16 protein-coding genes and 1 pseudogene are annotated in these 19119 nt (G+C 58.2%); 16 read left to right on the top strand and 1 reads right to left on the bottom strand.

What is annotated here, in order from left to right:
- Positions 1-295: 295 nt before the first annotated feature.
- The 8 genes and pseudogenes from GR183_RS06415 to GR183_RS06380 form a co-directional block, all read left to right on the top strand.
- Positions 296-414, top strand: a pseudogene (locus GR183_RS06415) (transposase); the annotation flags it as partial.
- Between the two features lie 111 nt (positions 415-525).
- Positions 526-750, top strand: coding sequence for an NAD(P)-binding domain-containing protein (locus GR183_RS06410; protein WP_160774743.1), 225 nt, complete (start codon positions 526-528; stop codon positions 748-750).
- Positions 747-1142, top strand: coding sequence for a (R)-mandelonitrile lyase (locus tag GR183_RS06405; RefSeq protein ID WP_160774742.1), 396 nt, complete (start codon positions 747-749; stop codon positions 1140-1142). The genes GR183_RS06410 and GR183_RS06405 overlap by 4 nt, the downstream gene beginning before the upstream one ends.
- A 237-nt stretch (positions 1143-1379) precedes the next feature.
- Positions 1380-1760 (top strand): hypothetical protein, encoded by a 381-nt coding sequence (locus tag GR183_RS06400; protein ID WP_160774741.1) that lies wholly within the window; start codon positions 1380-1382, stop codon positions 1758-1760.
- 433 nt (positions 1761-2193) lie between these two features.
- Positions 2194-3636, top strand: a complete 1443-nt coding sequence (gene xrtT, locus GR183_RS06395) for an exosortase T (RefSeq protein ID WP_208999764.1) — start codon at positions 2194-2196, stop codon at positions 3634-3636.
- 5 nt (positions 3637-3641) lie between these two features.
- Entirely contained in the window at positions 3642-5873 is a 2232-nt protein-coding gene (locus GR183_RS06390; protein ID WP_160774739.1) for a VIT and vWA domain-containing protein, read from the top strand.
- A 120-nt stretch (positions 5874-5993) separates the two neighbouring features.
- A complete protein-coding gene (locus tag GR183_RS06385; RefSeq protein ID WP_160774874.1) occupies positions 5994-6710 on the top strand; it encodes a response regulator transcription factor in 717 nt (238 codons plus the stop codon).
- A gap of 21 nt (positions 6711-6731) precedes the next feature.
- Positions 6732-8333 carry a sensor histidine kinase gene (locus GR183_RS06380; RefSeq protein WP_160774738.1) on the top strand — a complete coding sequence of 534 codons (1602 nt, stop codon included), beginning with the start codon at positions 6732-6734 and terminating at the stop codon, positions 8331-8333.
- Positions 8334-8518: 185 nt separating this feature from the next.
- On the opposite strand, the gene GR183_RS06375 is transcribed toward GR183_RS06380, so the two are convergent.
- Positions 8519-9388: a MurR/RpiR family transcriptional regulator gene (locus GR183_RS06375; RefSeq protein ID WP_160774737.1), complete on the bottom strand. Its 870-nt coding sequence runs from the start codon at positions 9386-9388 to the stop codon at positions 8519-8521.
- 126 nt (positions 9389-9514) lie between these two features.
- On the opposite strand from GR183_RS06375, the gene GR183_RS06370 reads away from it, so the two are divergent.
- From GR183_RS06370 to glyA, 8 genes are all read left to right on the top strand, one after another.
- Positions 9515-10048 carry a TRAP transporter small permease gene (locus GR183_RS06370; protein WP_160774736.1) on the top strand — a complete coding sequence of 178 codons (534 nt, stop codon included), beginning with the start codon at positions 9515-9517 and terminating at the stop codon, positions 10046-10048.
- A complete protein-coding gene (locus GR183_RS06365) occupies positions 10048-11331 on the top strand; it encodes a TRAP transporter large permease (RefSeq protein WP_160774735.1) in 1284 nt (427 codons plus the stop codon). The genes GR183_RS06370 and GR183_RS06365 overlap by 1 nt, the downstream gene beginning before the upstream one ends.
- Before the next feature lie 31 nt (positions 11332-11362).
- Complete coding sequence (locus GR183_RS06360; protein WP_160774734.1) at positions 11363-12397, top strand: TRAP transporter substrate-binding protein; 1035 nt, start codon at positions 11363-11365, stop codon at positions 12395-12397.
- Positions 12398-12758: 361 nt separating this feature from the next.
- Positions 12759-14003, top strand: coding sequence for a diaminopropionate ammonia-lyase (locus GR183_RS06355; protein ID WP_160774733.1), 1245 nt, complete (start codon positions 12759-12761; stop codon positions 14001-14003).
- Complete coding sequence (locus GR183_RS06350) at positions 14000-15232, top strand: Zn-dependent hydrolase (protein WP_160774732.1); 1233 nt, start codon at positions 14000-14002, stop codon at positions 15230-15232. Before GR183_RS06355 ends, GR183_RS06350 begins: the two co-directional genes overlap by 4 nt.
- Entirely contained in the window at positions 15229-16131 is a 903-nt protein-coding gene (locus tag GR183_RS06345) for an N-carbamoyl-D-amino-acid hydrolase (RefSeq protein WP_160774731.1), read from the top strand. Before GR183_RS06350 ends, GR183_RS06345 begins: the two co-directional genes overlap by 4 nt.
- An 835-nt stretch (positions 16132-16966) precedes the next feature.
- The gene (locus tag GR183_RS06340) at positions 16967-17329 is read left to right on the top strand and encodes a hypothetical protein (protein WP_160774730.1); all 363 of its coding nucleotides are present in this window, start codon (positions 16967-16969) and stop codon (positions 17327-17329) included.
- Between the two features lie 450 nt (positions 17330-17779).
- A complete protein-coding gene (gene glyA / locus GR183_RS06335) occupies positions 17780-19102 on the top strand; it encodes a serine hydroxymethyltransferase (RefSeq protein ID WP_160774729.1) in 1323 nt (440 codons plus the stop codon).
- Positions 19103-19119: the final 17 nt, after the last annotated feature.

The following is a 19119-nucleotide window of genomic DNA, read 5'->3' as shown; positions in this document are numbered from 1 at the left end:
TCAGGTATACTTGCGAGCCGACGACGGGGCGAACGGACGCATTGATTTGGGAACTTGCGCTGTCATGGGGAGACGATGACGCGTCCGCATGCGGCCCAAGCTGACGTGGAGTGTGTTTCAATAAACGGCCGTTTTGCGCCCCCCAGTTGGACGCTTAATCCCACAGAAATACTGCCCAATAGCAACCGTACGAAGGGGTACGTGGCAGTCGCCGAGCCGCGCAAGCAATCTGACCAGATGCCCTGAACGATCCTCGTTTTTGGGTTAGCCTGTTCCATAAATGAGGAGATGGGCGATGAAAGGATCACATTTCCCGGAAGAACAGATATCGGCATTTTGAAGGAGCATCAGGCGGGTATGTCGTCTTCCATGTTGTGCCGCAAGTACGGCATCTCGGATGCGAGATTCCATACCTGATGTAAGAAGTATGGAGGCATGGAACTGACGGATGCCAAGCGGCTGAAGGTCTAGCGGCTCTGCCGAGCGTCTCACGGTCCGCAAGCGCGGCGGCCGGAAACGAGCCCAGTGAACGCGGGCGCGAAAGCCGTTGCCGGAGGTCGCATTCGTGAGATCGGTTTTGAGCCGCTTGAAGCCGGTCCGCTTCGTACGGCGCGTTTCATCGAGCCCGTCGCGATTGTCACCCCGGAGCTGGCTTATCGCCAGTCCAGTAGCCCGGCGCTCATCTATCGTTTCGAGACATCGAGCGGATCATCGCTGGCCGCGCATCAAGTAAAAGGGAGTAAGTCATGAAGATAACTCGTTCCGGCACCGCTCCATCCAACCAGGGCCCACAGGAATGGTTCACGGGCACCGTGCGCATCGATCCGCTGTTCGCCGCCGAGGAGCCAGGCCGGACCGTTGGAGCCCATGTCACCTTCGAACCAGGGGCACGGACGGCCTGGCACACCCACCCGGCCGGCCAGACGTTGATCGTTACCTTCGGTCGAGGCAGGGTCCAGCGTGAGGGCAGCCCCGTGGAAGAGATTTCGCAAGGCGATATCGTATGGTTTCCGGCCGGCGAAAAACACTGGCACGGCGCGTCGCCGGAAACGGCCATGAGCCACATCGCCATTCAGGAAAGCATCGATGGTTCGGCTGTCACCTGGATGGAGAAGGTCTCGGACGAAGACTACAGCGGCTAACCGCTCGTTTGCCGGGCCAAAAGGCCTTCGACTATTTCATGTTGTCGCGTGTGAGCGTGAAATCATATGCGGCCTGGGAACGGCTTTCGTCATCCACCGCGTTCGGCGTGCAGTCGGCAGCGAATTTCCGAAACAGTCAGGAACCGGAGACGGAATGAGCGACCCATTCCGCGCGCTTTTCAAGGGCGAGGATCCGTGAGGTCTTGCATCCCCACCTGAACGAGCGTCTATCTCGCCGTGATCTTCGCTCTTGCCGTTTTGAGCGCCATATCCTACCGGCTTGTTCGTCGCGGCATCGGCGGCAAATGGAACGTGGCCCTGTTCGTGGTCTTCGACGCCGCGCTTCTCGCCTATCTACTGATCGGACCGGCGCCATTCTTTGTCGAGGGCTGGACTCCTCAACTCAAACTTCGCTTCCTCCATTTCCTGCCGCTGGGCATCTTCCTTACAAGCATGGCATTCAGCTACTCTCCAGGCGTTGTCATCTGGACGGCAACTGTTGTTGCGGCAGCCTGGAGTGTCGGCGTTTTGTGGGTCCTGGGCCTTCCCGACACCAAAATCGAAAACTCCCGCACGGCGATGGATTCCGGAGCGAGCCCCGTGCAGGCCATCCGGTGACGCCCGGCGACGATCCGAGCGCACTTACCTGCGCCTCGGCCGTGATCGGGGAATCGATCACCGGAACGAAGAACGCTGCGCTCGTGGCGACTTTCCAGTCAAAATCGGTATTGGTCTTCACTATGGCGAAGTTGTCGTCGGCGACATTGGCCATGAGTAAAGGCTCGAATATGCGGTGCTGTGGACACCGTAAACGTTGCCGGCCGCCTGATGCGCCCCGAAAGATGAGCGCATGGCGTCATTGCTTGACCATTGTGATCGCAAAAGATCACCTCACCCGCCGGACGTTTTTTGTTTGGCGCTTTGAGGCGCCGTCGGTCCCCGCAAACTTTGCTGAGTAATTACGCAAAATCTGCAAGAATCCTCCCCGCCCACTGCGCACGGACCATGCACAAGTGGTTCAATGAACCGCTTGCTTGCATACGACCCAGCGATGTTGGGATTCGCCCTCGCCTCCGCGATCCTGGCATATGCTCCGCTCGCCTGGCTTATGGGTAGCTGGCTCGATCCATCCTATTCATCCTCAGGCACCCTTTACCTTGTCCCTATCGCCGCGCTTCTGGTCTGGTCGCTGACGAGCCCCCTCCGGCAGGCTCCTTCCCGGAGCAGGCAGCGGGCACTGCTGCTTCTGTCAGCATCCGCATTCATTCGCCTGACAAGCCAGGCCCTTGCGATCAATGTCGTCGGAGGCTTCGCGCTCGCGCTCGATGTATTTGCCTTGGCCGCTTTACTGCGTACCGATGAAAGAGCCCGTCCTGTTTCACCTTTCTGGCTAGCCGTTCTCTTCGTGTTCACGCTTCCGGTCGAGCGCATTGTGCAACGCTTGATCGGTTATCCCCTGCAGGAAATTTCCGCACGAATTTCCTGCAAATTGCTTGGAACGTTTTTCGACGACATGGCCTGCGAGGGCGTCCGGCTACGCCTTTCCGGACAAGATGTGTTGGTCGATCTGCCCTGTTCCGGGACGAACGGCCTGATGCTGGCGATCGCTTTGCTGACGATCCTGAACGCACTCTACCGCCCTCGTCTGATTATCGCATCCATCTGGGTTGGAATTGCCTTCTGCCTGAGCATCTTCGGCAACTCCTTTCGCATCAGCTTGCTGGCCGCCGGCATCGCGTTTGAAGACCGTCTGAACGGCATAAGCGTCATGTCGGAGCCGTTGCACGACCTCATAGGCTATACGACGCTCGCCTTGTCCATGGCTCCCGTTCTGATGTTTTACAAACCGAGCGCGGCTCACCGACGCCCGGCTGAGCCAGCCATGATCCGGCTACCGGCATCCGTAACGCTTCGCAATCTTATCGCCCTCACGTTCCTCGCTTTCGCGTTTCTCATCGTGAAACTGCCGCATCGGGCAATGGACGTTTCCAAAGCTATTTCTCCGCCTCCATTGCCTTTCTCGCTCAATGGCGAATTCGGACAAGATGAAGACCTGCTGCCGATCGAGCGTTCCTACTTCGCACAATATGGCGGACACGCCCAAAAGCGGCGTTACGGCGAGTTGGCATTGACACTCGTCCACACAAGCTCTCCGCTTCGCCATCTCCACTCGCCTGAAGATTGTCTCAGAGGCCTCGGCTACCGGGTCGAGTTCCTTGGCACACGGTTCTCACCATTGCCCACAGCGCTCTACCGCGCGACTTCAGAAGCAGGAAAGGCCTGGCGGGTCGCGGTCACCTTCACCTCCAGCGATGGCAATACGACCCACAACATCGCCCAGGCGATCTGGCTGTGGATGCAAAAACCTCACACCACCTGGACAAGCATCCAGCGCATTACGCCCTGGAATATTGAGGCTCACCAACAAACCGCCTTCGAAAGCGCCGTTATCGCGGCCCTCGACCTTACAAAAAATCGCTCCGAAGAAGGATGAATGTCATGAAATTCATTTTAGGCCTCATCTTTGCGAATATCGTTTTGCTGTCCTTCCCTGACTTGTCGGAGGCTGCCACACCCGACCCGGCCGGACTTTCCGGGACCGTCGTTGCCGAAATTGACGGCGAGAAAATCCAGCTTCCCCTTCTAGAGGCCGACTATGACATCGACATCGAAGGAGACGCTGCGCATGTCGCACTGACGCAGAGCTTCCTGAACCCGACATCGCAGCCGCTTCACGGGACGTATTTGTTCCCCCTGAACCAAAAAGCCGCCGTACATGCCATGCGCATGGAGTTCGATGGGACGACAATCGTGGCGCAAATTCAGCTGAAGGAGAAAGCCGAAGCGACTTTCAGGAAAGCAAAGGCCGAAGGAAAAGCCGCGTCACTGCTGACACAGCATCGGCCCAATATGTTTACCCAGAAAGTGGCCCACCTGATGCCGGGGCGGCCGGTCAAGATCACGATCGAATACGTACAAACCGTACCAAAAATCGACGGCGCCTACGAACTGGTCGTGCCGATAGTCGTTGGCCCGCGCTACGAGAAGGCTGCCGTTCATGCCCCAACTTCATCGGCGGCAACAAAACACCCAGCGCCCGGAGATGAATTCGCACCGGAGGCTAACAATCCGGTCCATGCCTCGGTAGCCGACGGCTGGAAAATCGACAAACTGCCGGCCTATCCGGAGGTTATCGGCCAGGACGCGCCGGCTGGCATCGACGCTCACCGCGTTGGGCTCAATTTGTCCCTGAACGCTCCCGTCCCCATTTCCCGGTTATGGAGCGACACGCATGATCTCGCGATTTCTGGCAATGATGCCAGTAAATCCGCACGCTTCAAGGCAGGCCGTGCCATCGACAATCGGGATCTGGTTCTAAGGTACGAACTTTCGGCGGAGCACCATATTTCCGCAGGTCTGTCGTCCCATTTCGCAGCCGGACGCGGGGGTTATTATTCCTTGTTGATCGAGCCCCCGTCGCTGCCGGCCGATGAGATGATCGCCCGCCGCGAGCTCGTGTTCGTGCTGGACACCTCCGGCTCCATGTCCGGAAAGCCCGTGGAAACCACCAAGACCTTCATGCGCACGGCCCTCAAGGAACTGCGCCCAGACGACTACTTCCGGATATTACGGTTTTCGAACAACACTTCCCAATTCGCCGGGGATGCCGTCCTGGCAACTGAAGCCAACAAGCGGGCGGCTCTTGACTACGTGTCCGGATTGAGTGCGAAAGGCGGCACCGAAATAAATCGAGCCATCAATGCGGCATTCGACACTATCCAGCCCGCAAACACGACAAGGATCGTCGTCTTTCTGACGGATGGGTATATCGGTGACGAGCGCGACGTGATTGCCACCATTTCGCGCCGGATCGGCCACGCACGGATTTATGCCTTTGGTATCGGCAACAGCGTGAACAGGTTTCTGCTGGACGCCATGGCCCGGGAAGGTCGCGGATACGCTCGTTACGTAGAGATCGGAGAAAGCACTCACGAGGCTGCGGAAAGCTTTGCCGCGAACCTTGAAACCCCCTTGCTTACCGACATTTCGATCGACTGGGCCAACCTAGCGGTCAAAGACCAGACACCTTCGGCAATTCCGGATCTGTTTGAAGGTAGAGCCGTGCGCGTTCTAGGCCGATACTCCAAAGGAGGTAAGCACAAGATCTATATCAATGGCCTCATCAACGGTCGCAAAGCCCAATTGCCGCTTGCGGTAGACCTGAAGAGCGAAGGCAAGGAAGCCGGACAAGTCGCCAATCCGCTGCCATTGAACTGGGCGCGCGAGATGATCTTCGACAAGAACCGTCAGTATACGATTGGAGGCAGCAAAGACGACCGTATCAAGCAGGAAATCACGCAACTGGCGCTAACATATTCGCTGCAATCTCGGTTCACCTCCTTTGTCGCAGTCTCCGAAAATATCGTGAATAGCGAACCGGCATCCGTTAAAGCAGCGAGCGTTCCCTTGCCGCAGGTATCGGGCGTTTCCAGAAACGCATATCCATCCCTGAACCTCAGTGGCAGTTCCGCTCCCGAGCCTGAAGGTATTCTGGGCGTAATGCTGATATTATTGGCTGTCGCCGCCCGTTTCCGCCGCCGCCTGCATCGTGCAATGCGTAATCTCATCTCCCGGCCGAAACTTGCAGCTTCGCAGCGTCGCAACACAGGGAAGCTTGATACGTCTTTACCGCGAAGTCTCACACGCGACGGCTGGTGGTTGGAAGACTAGAATCCGTTCCGGTATTGATGAAAAAGTACCTCCGGCAGCCTTGGTTGCACGATTGATGCAGGGTTGCCGGAAAATTTGCTATCAAACCAAAAGAACGAACTTAATTCGGGGCCACTCCATTTGCAGAACAAGACCATCCTTGTCGTCGACGATGATCCGCATATCCGCGACGTGATTTGCTTTGCATTGAAAAAGGCGTTTTATCCATTCGAAACCGCAACGGACGGCCAGGAGGCAATCCGCAAAGTCGGTGAATGCAATCCCGCACTGATCGTGCTCGACGTTGGTTTGCCCGAGATGGACGGCCTTGATGTTTGCCGCCAGATACGCAAGACATCCGAAGTGCCGATCCTGTTTCTCTCCGCGCGCGACGATGAAGTCGACCGCATCATCGGCCTTGAACTCGGCGCCGACGACTACGTCACCAAACCATTCAGTCCGCGAGAATTGATTGCGCGGGTCGGCGTCATACTCAAGCGGTACGGCACCCGCCCCCCTTCAAACGATCCGTCCGAAGAACCCGTTTTGCGACATGGCAGCCTCGAACTTGAAAGGACCGGCCGCATTGTGATGGTGGATGGATTGCGCGTTTCTCTCACGGCCATCGAGTTCGATATTCTGGCGATCTTCCTCACTCGTCCGAAGATGGTGTTTACCCGTGGGCAAATCCTGCAAGGCGCATACAAGAACAACGTCCATGTTTCCGACCGGACCATAGACAGCCATATCCGCAATGTCCGGGGCAAGCTGGGGACCGCAGGCTGCTTTGAAGCAATCGAGACCGTTCACGGCGTCGGCTTCCGTCTTGGAGCCTGCCGTTCCCGCACGGATCAATAGAGCCGAGAGGCACCCCGTCGGATGGTTCGCACCTTTGGCGAAAAATGGCGCCCGCCCCTGGGCATGATCGTAGCGCTGGTGCTCGCCATCATGTTGCTCGTGCCTCTGGCCGGCATCGTGTTTTTCCGGGTCTATGAGAACCAGTTGATCCAGGCGACGGAGGCCGAGCTGATCTCTCAATCGGCAGCAATCGCGGCCATTACCTCAAAGCATCTCCTGGAACTGGGTGACAACGGATTTCAAAGATGGGCCGAAGCTCCAAAATCCTCGTCAAGGCGCACCGGCAACGAAAACCTGAACGACAATCCCTGGTCGCCTCAGCAACCGGAACTGGATCTGAACCACACTCCCGTTCTTCCGGAACGGCCGGACGCCAGGGAAACATCCATGACCGTCGATCCGGTCTACAAGGCCTTGGGGGACTGGATCGATCCGGTCCTTCAAGACACTCAAAAGCTGACATTGGCCGGCTTTCGGATCCTGGATTTCAACGGCACCGTTATCGCGGGGCGCAATGACATTGGCTTGTCCTTCTCCCATATCGAAGAGGTCAAAGCCGCTCTTGGCGGGCGATACAAGAGCGTCTTGCGCGAGCGCGTCATCCGGAATCCCCAGCCGATCTACTCGATCAGCCGAGGTAGCTCCGTCAGGGTCTTCCTCGCGCTTCCCATTATCATAGACCGTAAAGTCGCAGGCGTGGTCTATGCCTCCCGGACACCCAGCAACATCCTGAAAGAGATGTATCTCAAACGCCAGACGGTGCTGGGTTTTCTAGCATTCGTATTTGCCTCCACACTGCTGGTCGGGTTTATCTTCGCACGCGCCATCTCAAGGCCAATCCGCGCGCTCACGGAGCGATCGCTCAAGATCGGCGATGGCGACCGTGATGCCATCAAGCCGCTCACCACTCATGGCAGCCGGGAAGTTCATGCGCTATCGACCAGTATGCTGGACATGTCCCGGAAGTTGTTTGAGCGCAATGATTACATCAACACCTTTGCAAATCACGTCACGCACGAACTCAAATCGCCACTGACGTCCATTCAAGGCGCCGCGGAATTGCTGCTGGATGGCGGCGACGATCTCAGCCTTGCCGAACGATCCGCTTTCCTGGAAAACATTCTCCAAGACACCGAGCGCGCTTCGCTTCTTCTCGATCGATTAAGGGCGCTCGCCCGCGCCGACAGCGTCGATATTGGCGGAGCGAGCCAACTTTCCGCGGTCCTGAGAGACCTTCAACCTCGCTTCGAGACAATCGACCTTACCTGGACGTCCGATTGCACTCTTCCTCTTTCCGCGGAAAACGCAAAGATCGTTATCGAGAATCTCGTCGACAACGCCGCACAACATGGAGCCACAAGGGTTTCGTTCGAGGTCTCTGGATCGGATGACGCGCTGACCGTTGCCATCGTCGATGATGGCGAGGGAATTTCGCCGGGTAATCAGGATCAGATTTTCGATCTGTTCTTCACCACCCGGCGGGAACACGGCGGAACCGGCATGGGTCTCGGCATCATTCGGGCGCTGTTGAAATCCCACGATGCGACAATCCGGTACGCGCATCGAAATTTCGCGGGGGCCTGTTTCGTATTGACGTTCAGAAACCGCCAGCGGCAGCGGTGACGATTTACAACTTCAAACTTATCAAGAACATTCCAGAGGCCGTTGGCGAGCATGCAGGTCCATGCAATATCTGCCTCAGGGATGGCGACGAACATGCATTAGCGCCAGAGCCCCTGCGAAAGAAGGACAGCGAATGCCCGCCAACGGTTTTCGTCCCGACGACTACACGCTTCGATGAAAAGATCTCACTCAAGCTCGGACAGCTTTTCGTGGAATGTCTCGATACGCTCGAGGTGCCGTCGCCCCTGAGCGTCGAGCTTAGCGAGCACCGAGAGCGCAAGGAGGCGCAGGAGCGCCAGGACGCCGGCATAGGAATCGACTGCCTGAGGCGTCTCCACGATGCAGCTCAGGTTATAGTGCGCCTCAGCCGGAGCTTCGCGGATCGAGCGATCTGCAATCAGCACGACATCGGCTCCGGTCTCCGCAACCGCCCGGACGAACTCGGTAAATCCCGATGGGCGCCGCCGGAGCCCGATCACCAGCACGACATCGCCGGATCCGACGCCTGCGATACCCTCGGCAAGCGTTTGGCCCGGGGCATTCAAAAGCTCTATCCCAGGTCGGAACTGGGCAAGCATGGTCCTTGCGTATTCCGCCGCGAAATAGCTGTTACGAAAACCCGCGACCCTGAGCCGGCGACGCTTGGCGAGAAGCTCGGATACCGCGTCCAGCGTCAGGGGATTCACCATCGCAAGGGTTGCCTCGACGATCTTCGTCTCGACTGAAATATGGCGGGCGAGGAAGTCTCGTTCCTGCACTGCCCCCTTCGCACTTTCGGCAAGATAGAGTGGCGAGCCGACAGCTCTCAAGGACCTCGCCGCCCGCCTCGCCTCTTCGTAGGAACTGTAACCGAGCCGGCGAAAAAGACGCGAAACCGTCGCATTGGACACCTTGGCCCTATCCGCAAGTTCGGATGCCGACCAGATCGCAAGCTCTCCCGGCATGTCGAGGACAAGGTCGGCGGCCTTGCGCTCGCCTTCCGGCAGATCGCCATAGGCGCGGTGGATACGCTGCGTGGGCGATTCCGCCTGGCGATGGTTCGCCTTCGTTTCCATGGCCGTCTCCTATCGTGCATCGCTCGCGACCCGAAACGTTTTTTTTATCTCAGTTGACTTAATGAAAAACCTGTTTCATCGTCGAGGTCAAGGCGCGAACTTGTCGCCGTATCTCGGGGATGATGAATGAGCGATGTCGCCCTCTCTGCCAAGCGTTGGAGCCTGCGGGTAAACTGGCTCGTCGAACGCGTCTGTGTCCTTCTCCTGCTGCTGCTGGTGATCGATGTCTGGCTAGGCGTACTGGTGCGCTATATCATCCCTCTGCCACTAACCTTCACTGAGGAACTCGCGCGCTACCTGATGATCTGGATGGCGCTTCTCGCGGTCTCTTCAGGCATTGCCTACCGCGAACATATCGGTGTCGAGTTCCTTTTCGAGCGTCTGCCGGCTCCTCTTCGCCGGTGGCTTGCGGTCGCTTTCGACGTAATAGGTTTCGCATTTTTCGGCGCACTCTTCTGGTACGGGCTCGGCTTCGCCGAAAAAGGCTTCGGCCGCGTCACGATGATCTACGCCATGCCCAAGGGCTACGCATTCTCAGGCGTGCCGCTTGCAGCCCTTGTCGCCTGCATCCAGCTCGCACTTATGGGCCTTCATGACTTTTTCGCGGCACGTGCGCCCGAAGCGGTTGCCGCTCGTGTGGCTCAGGGAGGGTCCGAATAATGGGCGTCTGGCTGGTTCCGCTCGCTTTCTTCGGGTTCCTGGCTCTTGGCATGCCGGTCGGCATTGCAATCGGTGTAGCGGGAATGGTCGGCATTTTCGACATGGGCCCGCGCTTCATGCAGATGGCACCCGATCGCGTATTCGCCGGGCTCGACCTGTTCCCCTTCCTCGCCATGCCTTTCTTCATTTTGGCGGGCGAAATCATGAACCGGTCGGGGATCACCGAAGGTCTCGTGAAGCTTGCCGACGCACTGGTCGGATGGATGCGGGGCGGTATGGCACATTCGAACATGGTCGCTTCCGTCATGTTCGCCGGCATTACAGGCTCCGCGACAGCCGACGCCGCAGCCTTCGGCAACACCCTTGTCCCGGCGATGGAAAAGGCCGGCTACACAAGGCGCTATGCCTGTGCGGTTACCGCAGCCGGCTCGATCATCGGGCCGACGATCCCGCCTTCGACGCTGATGATTATCTACGGCTCGATCATGGGTGTGTCGATCGCCGGCCTCTTCGCCGCGGGAATCCTGCCGGGCCTCATGATCTGCGGGATATGCATGATTGTGATCGCGCTGACCGCGCGGCGGAAAAACCTGCCAAAGGGCGAAGGCAGGCCCAGCTTCAAGGCCGTTATCTCCGCTCTTCGCGAAGGTTTCCTTGCCGCGCTCCTGCCAATCTTCATTCTGGGCTCGATCCTCGGCGGCTTCGCGACACCGACGGAGGCGGCGGCGATCGCGGTTGCCTATGCCCTCTTTGTCGGGGGTGTCATCTACCGGGCGCTATCCTGGCGCGACCTGTACGAAATCGGGGTCAGAACCACCCGGATTACCGGGGTGATCTTCCTCATCATCGCATCTGCTACAATTCTCGGCTGGTGGATGACCTTCAACCGTGTGCCCCAAGCCATCGCCGAAGCGATGCTGGCGATCTCGCAGAACCCGCAGGTGGTGATCGGACTGATCGTCCTGCTGCTGCTGATGATCGGTCTCGTCATGGATATCAATGCGACTCTGATCATCCTGGCACCGGTGTTGGCGCCGCTAACGCTGAAACTCGGAATGGACCCCGTTCATGCCGGTATCATGATCATCCTCGCGCTCAACATCTCGCTGATGACGCCACCCGTAGGCGCGTGTCTTTTCGTCCTTGCCTCAGTCACCGGAGAAAAGGTCGAGCAGATAACACGCGAACTCTGGCCCTTCATCCTGGCCGAGGTCGCAATTCTTCTGATTATCGCGTTCTGGGCGGACCTTACCCTCTTCATACCAAGGTTGCTCGGCTTGTGAGCGGCCTCAATCAACCAGAAGGGAAAAAGCCATGAAAATGATCAAGACCCTTGGGATCGGACTGGCCGCGGCCTGCCTGTCGGCACAAGCCTTCGCTGCCGACGTGACGATCCGGCTCGCGCATCTTAATCCGGAGGATCCCTTCGCAAGCCATTCAGGTGCTATGGCCGCCGTTTTCAAGAGCCTCGTCGAATCGAGCTCCAACGGTGAAATCGAGGTTCAGCTATTCCCCAACGGCCAGCTCGGCAAGGACAACGAGGTGATCGAGCAGGTTCGCTCCGGTATCGTGGAGAGCACGATTTCTTCTTCGGGCGGCATGGCGCAGCATTATCCGCTGGTTGGCGTATTCGACATCCCCTTCGCCTTCCCGAACATCGGCGTGGCGAGCCGCGTAATCTCGAAGGATAGCGAGTTCGGCAAGAAATTCATCGCCGATCTCGAAGGAACGACGGATCTCAAGGTGCTGGGCCTGATCGACTCGGGCGGGTTCTTTGCCTTCACGAACTCGAAAAAGCCGATCACCTCGGTCGAGGACATGGCGGGGCTCCGCATTCGTACAATGACGCTGCCGACGCATGAAACGATCGTTTCCTCTCTCGGCGGCCAGCCGACGCCGCTTCCCTGGGCCGAGGTTTATACCGCACTCCAGACGGGCGTTGCCGACGGCCAGATGAACCCGGTGCCGATCATCGCCTTCGCCAAGTTCGATGAAGTGCAGAAATATCTCTCGGTCACCAACCACATCATCACCCCATACATCTGGACGATGAACGCCGAGTTCTACAACGGGCTCTCCGACGAGCATAAGACGCTCATCAACTGGGCTTCGGAAGTCGCTACGGAAGCCGGACGCTCGATGAGCCGGGTGATCGAAGCTTCGGACAAGGGCCTGCCCGCGCTTGCCCAGAAGATGGAAGTAAACGTGATCCCGCCAGCGGAACAGGCGAAGTTCGCCGAGGCTGCACAGCCTGCCGTGCGCAAGCTTATCGAAGAACAATACGGCGCTCCGGGCACGGAAATGCTGGATTCGCTCCTGAACTCTATCAAGGAAGAAAACAACTTCTAAGCAATGCCCGGCCCGGGGAACTTCCCCGGGCCGAATTAAAAGAGTGGAAAAACGACCGTTGCCTTAGGGTCTGGACCCATAAAGTTGACGGAAATGGTATGAGCCGATTTGGTTGGATACGAGGAGCAAGAGCGCAGGAAACCAGGCCGGTTTTCAAGATCTTGCGACAAAGTAGCCGGCCAAATCGGCCATATCTTCGAGACACCGAAACGGCTTCGATCTGCCGCGTCGAAGGGCTTGACCGGGTGCCCGACCCGCTCCGCGCCCTTCTCCTTGCACTTCTTTGCCGTTTCAGGTGCCATTTGCATCAATTTTATGGGGCCAGACCCTAGAAAGCGCCGGCACCCAACGGAAATACCGAATGACCCGCGAGATTGTAAAACGTGAAGGCGAAGCCGAACGGCCCTTCGACCTTGTGATGAATGCCGCGGCGCGCAAAGACGCGCCCTGGAGCGAGCGGCAGAATGAAATCCTGAACGACAGCGCTTTTGAACTGGCGCGCGAGACAATTTCGGCGTGGCCGGGCTATGAGCCGACGCCGCTTGTCGCGCTGCCCGGGCTCGCAGCAGAGGCGGGGGTTGCAGCGATTCATTACAAGGACGAGGCCGGCCGCTTCGGCCTTGGAAGTTTCAAGGCGCTCGGCGGCGCATATGCGGTGGCGCGTCTGCTTTGTCGTGAAATCTCGGCGCAGACCGGCAGCGAGGTAGGGATCGAGCAAATCCTCTCCGGCCAGCATCGCGACAAGGTCGCCGCAATTACGGTCTGCTGCGCGACGGACGGTAACCACGGGCGCTCGGTTGCCTGGGGTGCGCAGACGTTCGGATGCCGTTGTGTGATTTTCATCCACGCCACAGTGTCCGAGGCCCGCAAGCTGGCAATCGAAAGCTACGGCGCCGAAGTTCGGCGTTGCAAGGGCAATTACGACGACAGCGTGCGCGAGGCGCAGGAAACGGCGACGCGCGAAGGCTGGTTCGTCGTGTCCGACACCTCTTATCCAGGCTATATGGAAATCCCGAAGGACGTCATGCAGGGCTATGAGCTGATGGCGGCTGAGGCATTTGAAGCACTCGACGAAAAGCCAACGCACATCTTCCTTCAAACGGGCGTCGGCGGCATGGCGGCGGCGGTCTCTGCTCAGGCCAAGCGGCGCTGGGGCACCGAGCGCCCCTTGATCGTGCTGGCCGATCCTGACCTCTCGGCCTGTTGGGTCGACAGTTTTCGTGCCGGCAAACCGACGCCCGTCGAAGGAGACCTCGACACTTTGATGGCGGGCCTTGCCTGCGGCGAAGTCTCCGCTCTCGCCTGGGAGATTTTGCAAGACCATGGCGATGCGGCGATGGCCCTGCCGGACGACGCGGCGGTCGCGATAATGCGGCGCCTCGCCGAACCGGCAGAGGGCGACCCGCCCGTTGTCGCGGGCGAAAGCGCCGTTGCCGGTCTTGCCGGGCTCTTCGCAGCCATGGCGGATGATGAGGCTCGCGCAGCACTTTCCCTCGGGCCCAAGTCCAATGTCCTCGTCTTCGGGACCGAAGGCGACACAGACCCGGAACTCTATGCCGAACTGGTCGGTGCCGATGCCGAGACGATACGGAAGCGAACCGCATGAGACCTCAAATCAACGCAGAGCGCCTACTCAAGCGATTGCGTGACCTTGGCGAAATTGGCGCCTTGCCGGGTGGCGGCGTTTGCCGTCTGGCTCTTTCGGAAGAAGACCGAGCAGGACGCGACCAGCTGGTACGATGGATGGAAGAGCTGGGTCTGGCCGTCTCCATAGACGCAATTGGCAATATCTGGGGCATCCGCCCGGGTACCGGGGACGGGCCGCCGGTGATGATCGGTTCGCATATCGACACGGTTGCAACGGGTGGACTTTATGATGGCGCTCTGGGTGTCATGGCCGGGCTCGAAGTTGTGGCCGCCCTCAATGACGCCGGCGCGCGCACAGCACACCCTCTTGCCGTCGCCGCCTTCACGAACGAGGAAGGCGCGCGCTTCGCTCCTGACATGATGGGCTCCGGCGTCCACCAGGGAGCACTCGATCTTTCACGGATGCTGGCCGTTCAAGGAATTGACGGCGCCACTCTCGGCGAGGAACTTGCGCGGATCGGATATGCCGGCGATATCCCTCCGAAATCGCTGACGCCCGCTGCCTTCCTCGAGCTTCATATCGAACAGGGGCCGGTTCTTGAACGTGACGGGGTCCGAATTGGCGCGGTTACCGGCGTGCAAGGAATTTCCTGGACGGAATTCACGATCTCGGGCCAATCGAACCATGCCGGAACGACACCGATGGACCTGCGGCGGGATGCAGGGCTCGCCGCCGCGCGCATCGCCGTCGAGGCCCGCGCCATCGCAAGCGACTTCGGCCCGCCTCAGGTGGCGACAGTAGGCTCTGTCAATTTTGAGCCCGGCCTCGTGAATGTCGTACCGGAGCGCGCGGTCATCACCGTCGACTTGCGCAACACCGATGATGAACGGCTTAAGGAGGCCGAGGCGCGCCTGCACGCTGCGGCACATTCTTTCGCCGAAGAGGAAGGCTGCGAAATCACGGCCCGATCGCTGGCCCGTTTCGCTCCCGTTGCCTTCGACGAAACGGTCGTCGCCCGGATCGAGGGGGCTGCCATGGCGCGCCAGCTTACCGTCCGCCGCATGCCCTCAGGCGCGGGACATGACGCGCAGATGTTCGCGCCGAACTGCCCGACCGCGATGATCTTCGTGCCATCCAAGGACGGCCTTAGCCACAACATCGCCGAACACACGGAGCCCGCGGAACTGATTGCAGGGGCCGAAATCCTGCTCGACGTTGCCCTCGACTTGCTTGGAGAAGCACAATGAGCCGCAAGTTCGTCCTCGCCGCCGCCCAGATGGGCCCTATCGCCGCCGACGAGCCGCGAAACTCCGCCGTCACGCGAATGATCGAGATGATGCGTGAGGCGAAAAGCCGGGGCGCACGCCTTGTCGTCTTTCCCGAGCTTGCGCTCACCACGTTCTTCCCGCGCTGGTACCGCGAGGAGCCTGAGTGGCGTGACCGCTGGTTCGAAACGGAGATGCCTTCCCCGGAAACACGCCCCCTCTTCGAGATGGCGGCGGAGCTTGGCTTGGGCTTCCACCTCGGTTATGCGGAGCTCACGCCAGAGGGGCGCCATTTCAACACGGCGATCCTGGTGGACGAAACCGGGCGTATCGCGGGGAAATACCGCAAGATCCACTTGCCCGGTCATTCAGAGCATGAGCCCTGGCGGCCTTTTCAGCATCTCGAGAAGCGCTACTTCGAGAAGGGCGATCTCGGTTTCCCGGTCTTCGATGCCTTCGACGGCCGTATCGGCATGTGCATCTGCAATGATCGGCGCTGGCCGGAGACCTGGCGAATGTTGGGGCTTGGCGGCGCAGAGCTTGTCGTTCTCGGCTACAACACACCGCTTCACTACCCGCCGGCACCGGAACACGACCACCTGCAATACTTCCACAACGAACTTAGCGTGCAGGCCGGCGCTTATCAGAATGGGCTATGGGCCGCAGCGGTGGCTAAGGCAGGGCGCGAAGAAGACTGCGACCTCATTGGTGGCAGCGTTATCGTGGCCCCCACGGGCGAGATCGTGGCCAAAGCCGCAACGGTCGAGGATGAGGTCGTAACAGCGCTCGTCGATCTTGACCGTTGCACGGAGATCAGGGCGAACGTCTTCAATTTCTCGCTCCACCGGCAGCCGAAGGACTATGCTGCAATTGCTAAATAGTGCCTTCGCACCGGATGCAGCACATCGCCTCACCCGCCGGGTGGGGCGATTTTCGCGCGGTATTTCGAAACGAAACCGAGCGCCGTGCACACCCGATGCTGTCTAAAGCGCACCGTCCTCTGGCCTGCCGCAGCGTCCACACCCTCAAAGCAGTTCGCAATACTTCAAGACGATCTTCAGGCATTTGAGCGGCGTCTAAAGCGCTTCCGCGAGTAAAAATTTCTTCAGTTTCAACATACTCCAACGGCATTGAAATAAAAGCAAATCGCAACCAGCGCCAAACACAAACGCCGAACCGCGATCAGGTTCAATCCCTTGAAATAATGCGCTTTCTGTGGGGTGCAGTCCGGACTCGAACAACTCCGCATCAAACGTTCCCGCTGACGAACGGCGAATTACATCGATACAGCGAACTCCGTTCCCAATTTCCTGTTTCAAACATCGAAACCGAGCAACATTCAAGTTGCGGCAAAACAGTCGGCACATCGATCACGCTGCCGTTTAGCCAATTCTCCGAATCACGAGCAAAGAAAACGCGTCAACCCCTCTAGCGCACGATACCGAACTCAACCTCCCGTACAACGGATCACCATTACGTCACACGGTTGGCTTCCACAGTACATATGAGTTTTGAAAGGGAAAGAACTCTCTTTTAAAGGCCCGACATCCGCTTATGCGCGCGACTGAATCGTATGACTTCTTGTCAAGAAATTTCGAGTACGATTTCTTCCGTAATTGCCGTCTCTATTTTATTAAAAAGATAGTCACATTACTGACATATTATTGGCCTAGATGCCAATATCCGCTGTGGTAACAGGGAAAGTGGCGCTCAATCATGGACATGTTGGCGACGAGTTCGAACACCGGTGTTTATGCGTCGGAAGAAGCCGCACTTAAAGCGGTCGTCCGACGGCTCAAAAGCGCGATTCGTCCGTCTCGGATCTACCTCGTCGGAGGTCGCGCAGACGGAAACCACTATCCGGGCTCCCCATTCCAGTTCGTCGTTGTGACGAGACCCGAAGACGGTGAAAAGGGCAGCGATTGCGAGTACGTAAGACGCCCGCTCCGGCATACCGGCGTGAACGTTGAATTAATTCCTGTCCGGGCCAATGAATTGCAACGCGGCATCGGGACCAATGTTCGTCCATCCATGCAACTGATAAAGAACGGAAGATTATTATTCTGCAAAGAGGATTAAACAATCGAAATGACATCGATCAGCAATACACCACCTCAAAGAAATGTCTATAAATACACCGATAACATCATAAATAACTCCATGCAGCTGTATCAAATTCATATTTTATTGCAAAATTGAAGAGCCAGACGAAATCTGCCTGGCTCTTTTATTTTTTGATTGAATAATATTTTCAAATCACCATTGATTGCAGGCAGCCTATATATGCTCTGTGGATATCCCTGTGGGTAATCGATTGAAGTCGATAAGGCCCCAAGATGAAGCTACCTCTTTTCGAACGTTTCGCCTTCGGGCAGTGCCACACTGCGAAAACAAACATGTCGAGGCGACTGCTCTTTCGATGAGTGCGAAACGGCAAGATACGATTTGCCAGCTTGAATTTTTCTGAATTCCCATTTGCCCAAAAGCGGGTTTGCGGCGGATTATTTCTGCATCCCAGAGGAGGTGGAGATGACGGCACATGAAACCCGGCCCTGGTTGCCCGCAGCGGTGGCCGCCCGAATTGATGAATTCGCCAAGCGTGCAGCCAATTCGTCTTCAGTGGAGATTTTCACCCGTATTGGAGCGCTCGCGGAAGAAAACAGAGCCATCCATGAGCGTCAGTGCTTCAACCTGAACCCGGCCACCAACGTGATGAATCCGCGTGCGGAAGCGCTTCTTGCAAGCGGCCTTGGATCACGCCCTTCACTTGGCTACCCCGGCGACAAATACGAAATGGGTCTCGAAGCCATCGAGGAGATAGAGGTTATCGCATCCGAGTTGGTCTGCGAAATCTTCCACGCAAAGCACGCAGAAATCCGTGTGGCGTCCGGGGCACTTGCCAACCTTTATGCCTTCATCGCCACCACAAGGCCTGGGGATGCCATCATAGCGCCTCCCGCCTCGGTCGGCGGTCACGTGACGCATCACCTCCCCGGTTGTGCCGGCCTTTACGGGCTGAAAACCCATTCAGCGCCAGTCGACCCGGACGGATATACCGTCGATCTGGATGGCCTCCGCAAACTGGCACTCGAAGTCCGGCCCAAGCTCATCACCATCGGGATGAGCCTCAACCTCTTCCCTCATCCCGTTCGCGAAATACGTGCGATCGCCGACGAGGTGGAAGCCTTTGTCCTGTTCGACGCAGCCCACCAATGCGGGATGATCGCCGGCGGTGTTTTTGCCGATCCCCTCGCCGAAGGGGCACATCTGATGACAATGAGCACCTACAAAAGCCTCGGCGGTCCGGCGGGCGGGTTGATCGTCACAAATGACGACGCGCTGGCAGAGCGGATCGAGGAAATCGCCTTTCCGGGACTGACCGCGAATTTCGATGTTGCAAAATCCGCGGCGCTTGCAGTCGGACTTTTGGACTGGCGGGAGCACGGTCGGGAATACGCCAGGGCCATGGCCGCGACGGCCAGCACTCTCGCCGAAGCTCTGTCGGGGGAAGCAATGCCGGTCTTCGGTACGCCGCGTGGTTTTACAGCCTCACATCAGTTCGCGCTGGAAGCAGCTCCATTTGGAGGGGGGCAGGCGGCAGCGAAAAAACTGCGCCGCGCCGGCTTTCTTTCCTGCGGCATCGGGTTGCCGCGCGAACCGGTCGAAGGAGACATGAACGGGTTACGGTTGGGGACGCCCGAATTGGTTCGCTGGGGCATGAAAGAGGCTGACATGGCTCGCCTTGCCCGCCTCATTGCCGAAGCTCTACGGTCCGGTGCGCCAGAAGCCATGGCTGCAGATGTCGCGAATTGGCGCAAGGAATTCAACCAACTGCATTTCGTAAACCTTTAGGCCTTACTGCCGAAAAT

This window comes from Stappia sediminis, assembly GCF_009826895.1.
GTDB classification, from domain to species: Bacteria; Pseudomonadota; Alphaproteobacteria; order Rhizobiales; family Stappiaceae; genus Hongsoonwoonella; species Hongsoonwoonella sediminis.
Note: the sequence above shows the minus strand (reverse complement) of the source record. Positions and strands in the feature narration are given on the sequence as shown.

Bases quoted from the DNA above. Each gene is read 5' to 3' on its own strand.
- GR183_RS06405 (WP_160774742.1), top strand. From the start codon at position 747: ATGAAGATAACTCGTTCCGGCACCGCTCCATCCAACCAGGGCCCACAG.
- xrtT (WP_208999764.1), top strand. From the start codon at position 2,194: ATGTTGGGATTCGCCCTCGCCTCCGCGATCCTGGCATATGCTCCGCTC.
- GR183_RS06390 (WP_160774739.1), top strand. From the start codon at position 3,642: ATGAAATTCATTTTAGGCCTCATCTTTGCGAATATCGTTTTGCTGTCC.
- GR183_RS06380 (WP_160774738.1), top strand. From the start codon at position 6,732: ATGGTTCGCACCTTTGGCGAAAAATGGCGCCCGCCCCTGGGCATGATC.
- GR183_RS06375 (WP_160774737.1), bottom strand. From the start codon at position 9,388: ATGGAAACGAAGGCGAACCATCGCCAGGCGGAATCGCCCACGCAGCGT.
- GR183_RS06370 (WP_160774736.1), top strand. From the start codon at position 9,515: ATGAGCGATGTCGCCCTCTCTGCCAAGCGTTGGAGCCTGCGGGTAAAC.
- GR183_RS06365 (WP_160774735.1), top strand. From the start codon at position 10,048: ATGGGCGTCTGGCTGGTTCCGCTCGCTTTCTTCGGGTTCCTGGCTCTT.
- GR183_RS06360 (WP_160774734.1), top strand. From the start codon at position 11,363: ATGAAAATGATCAAGACCCTTGGGATCGGACTGGCCGCGGCCTGCCTG.
- GR183_RS06355 (WP_160774733.1), top strand. From the start codon at position 12,759: ATGACCCGCGAGATTGTAAAACGTGAAGGCGAAGCCGAACGGCCCTTC.
- GR183_RS06350 (WP_160774732.1), top strand. From the start codon at position 14,000: ATGAGACCTCAAATCAACGCAGAGCGCCTACTCAAGCGATTGCGTGAC.
- GR183_RS06345 (WP_160774731.1), top strand. From the start codon at position 15,229: ATGAGCCGCAAGTTCGTCCTCGCCGCCGCCCAGATGGGCCCTATCGCC.
- GR183_RS06340 (WP_160774730.1), top strand. From the start codon at position 16,967: ATGGACATGTTGGCGACGAGTTCGAACACCGGTGTTTATGCGTCGGAA.
- glyA (WP_160774729.1), top strand. From the start codon at position 17,780: ATGACGGCACATGAAACCCGGCCCTGGTTGCCCGCAGCGGTGGCCGCC.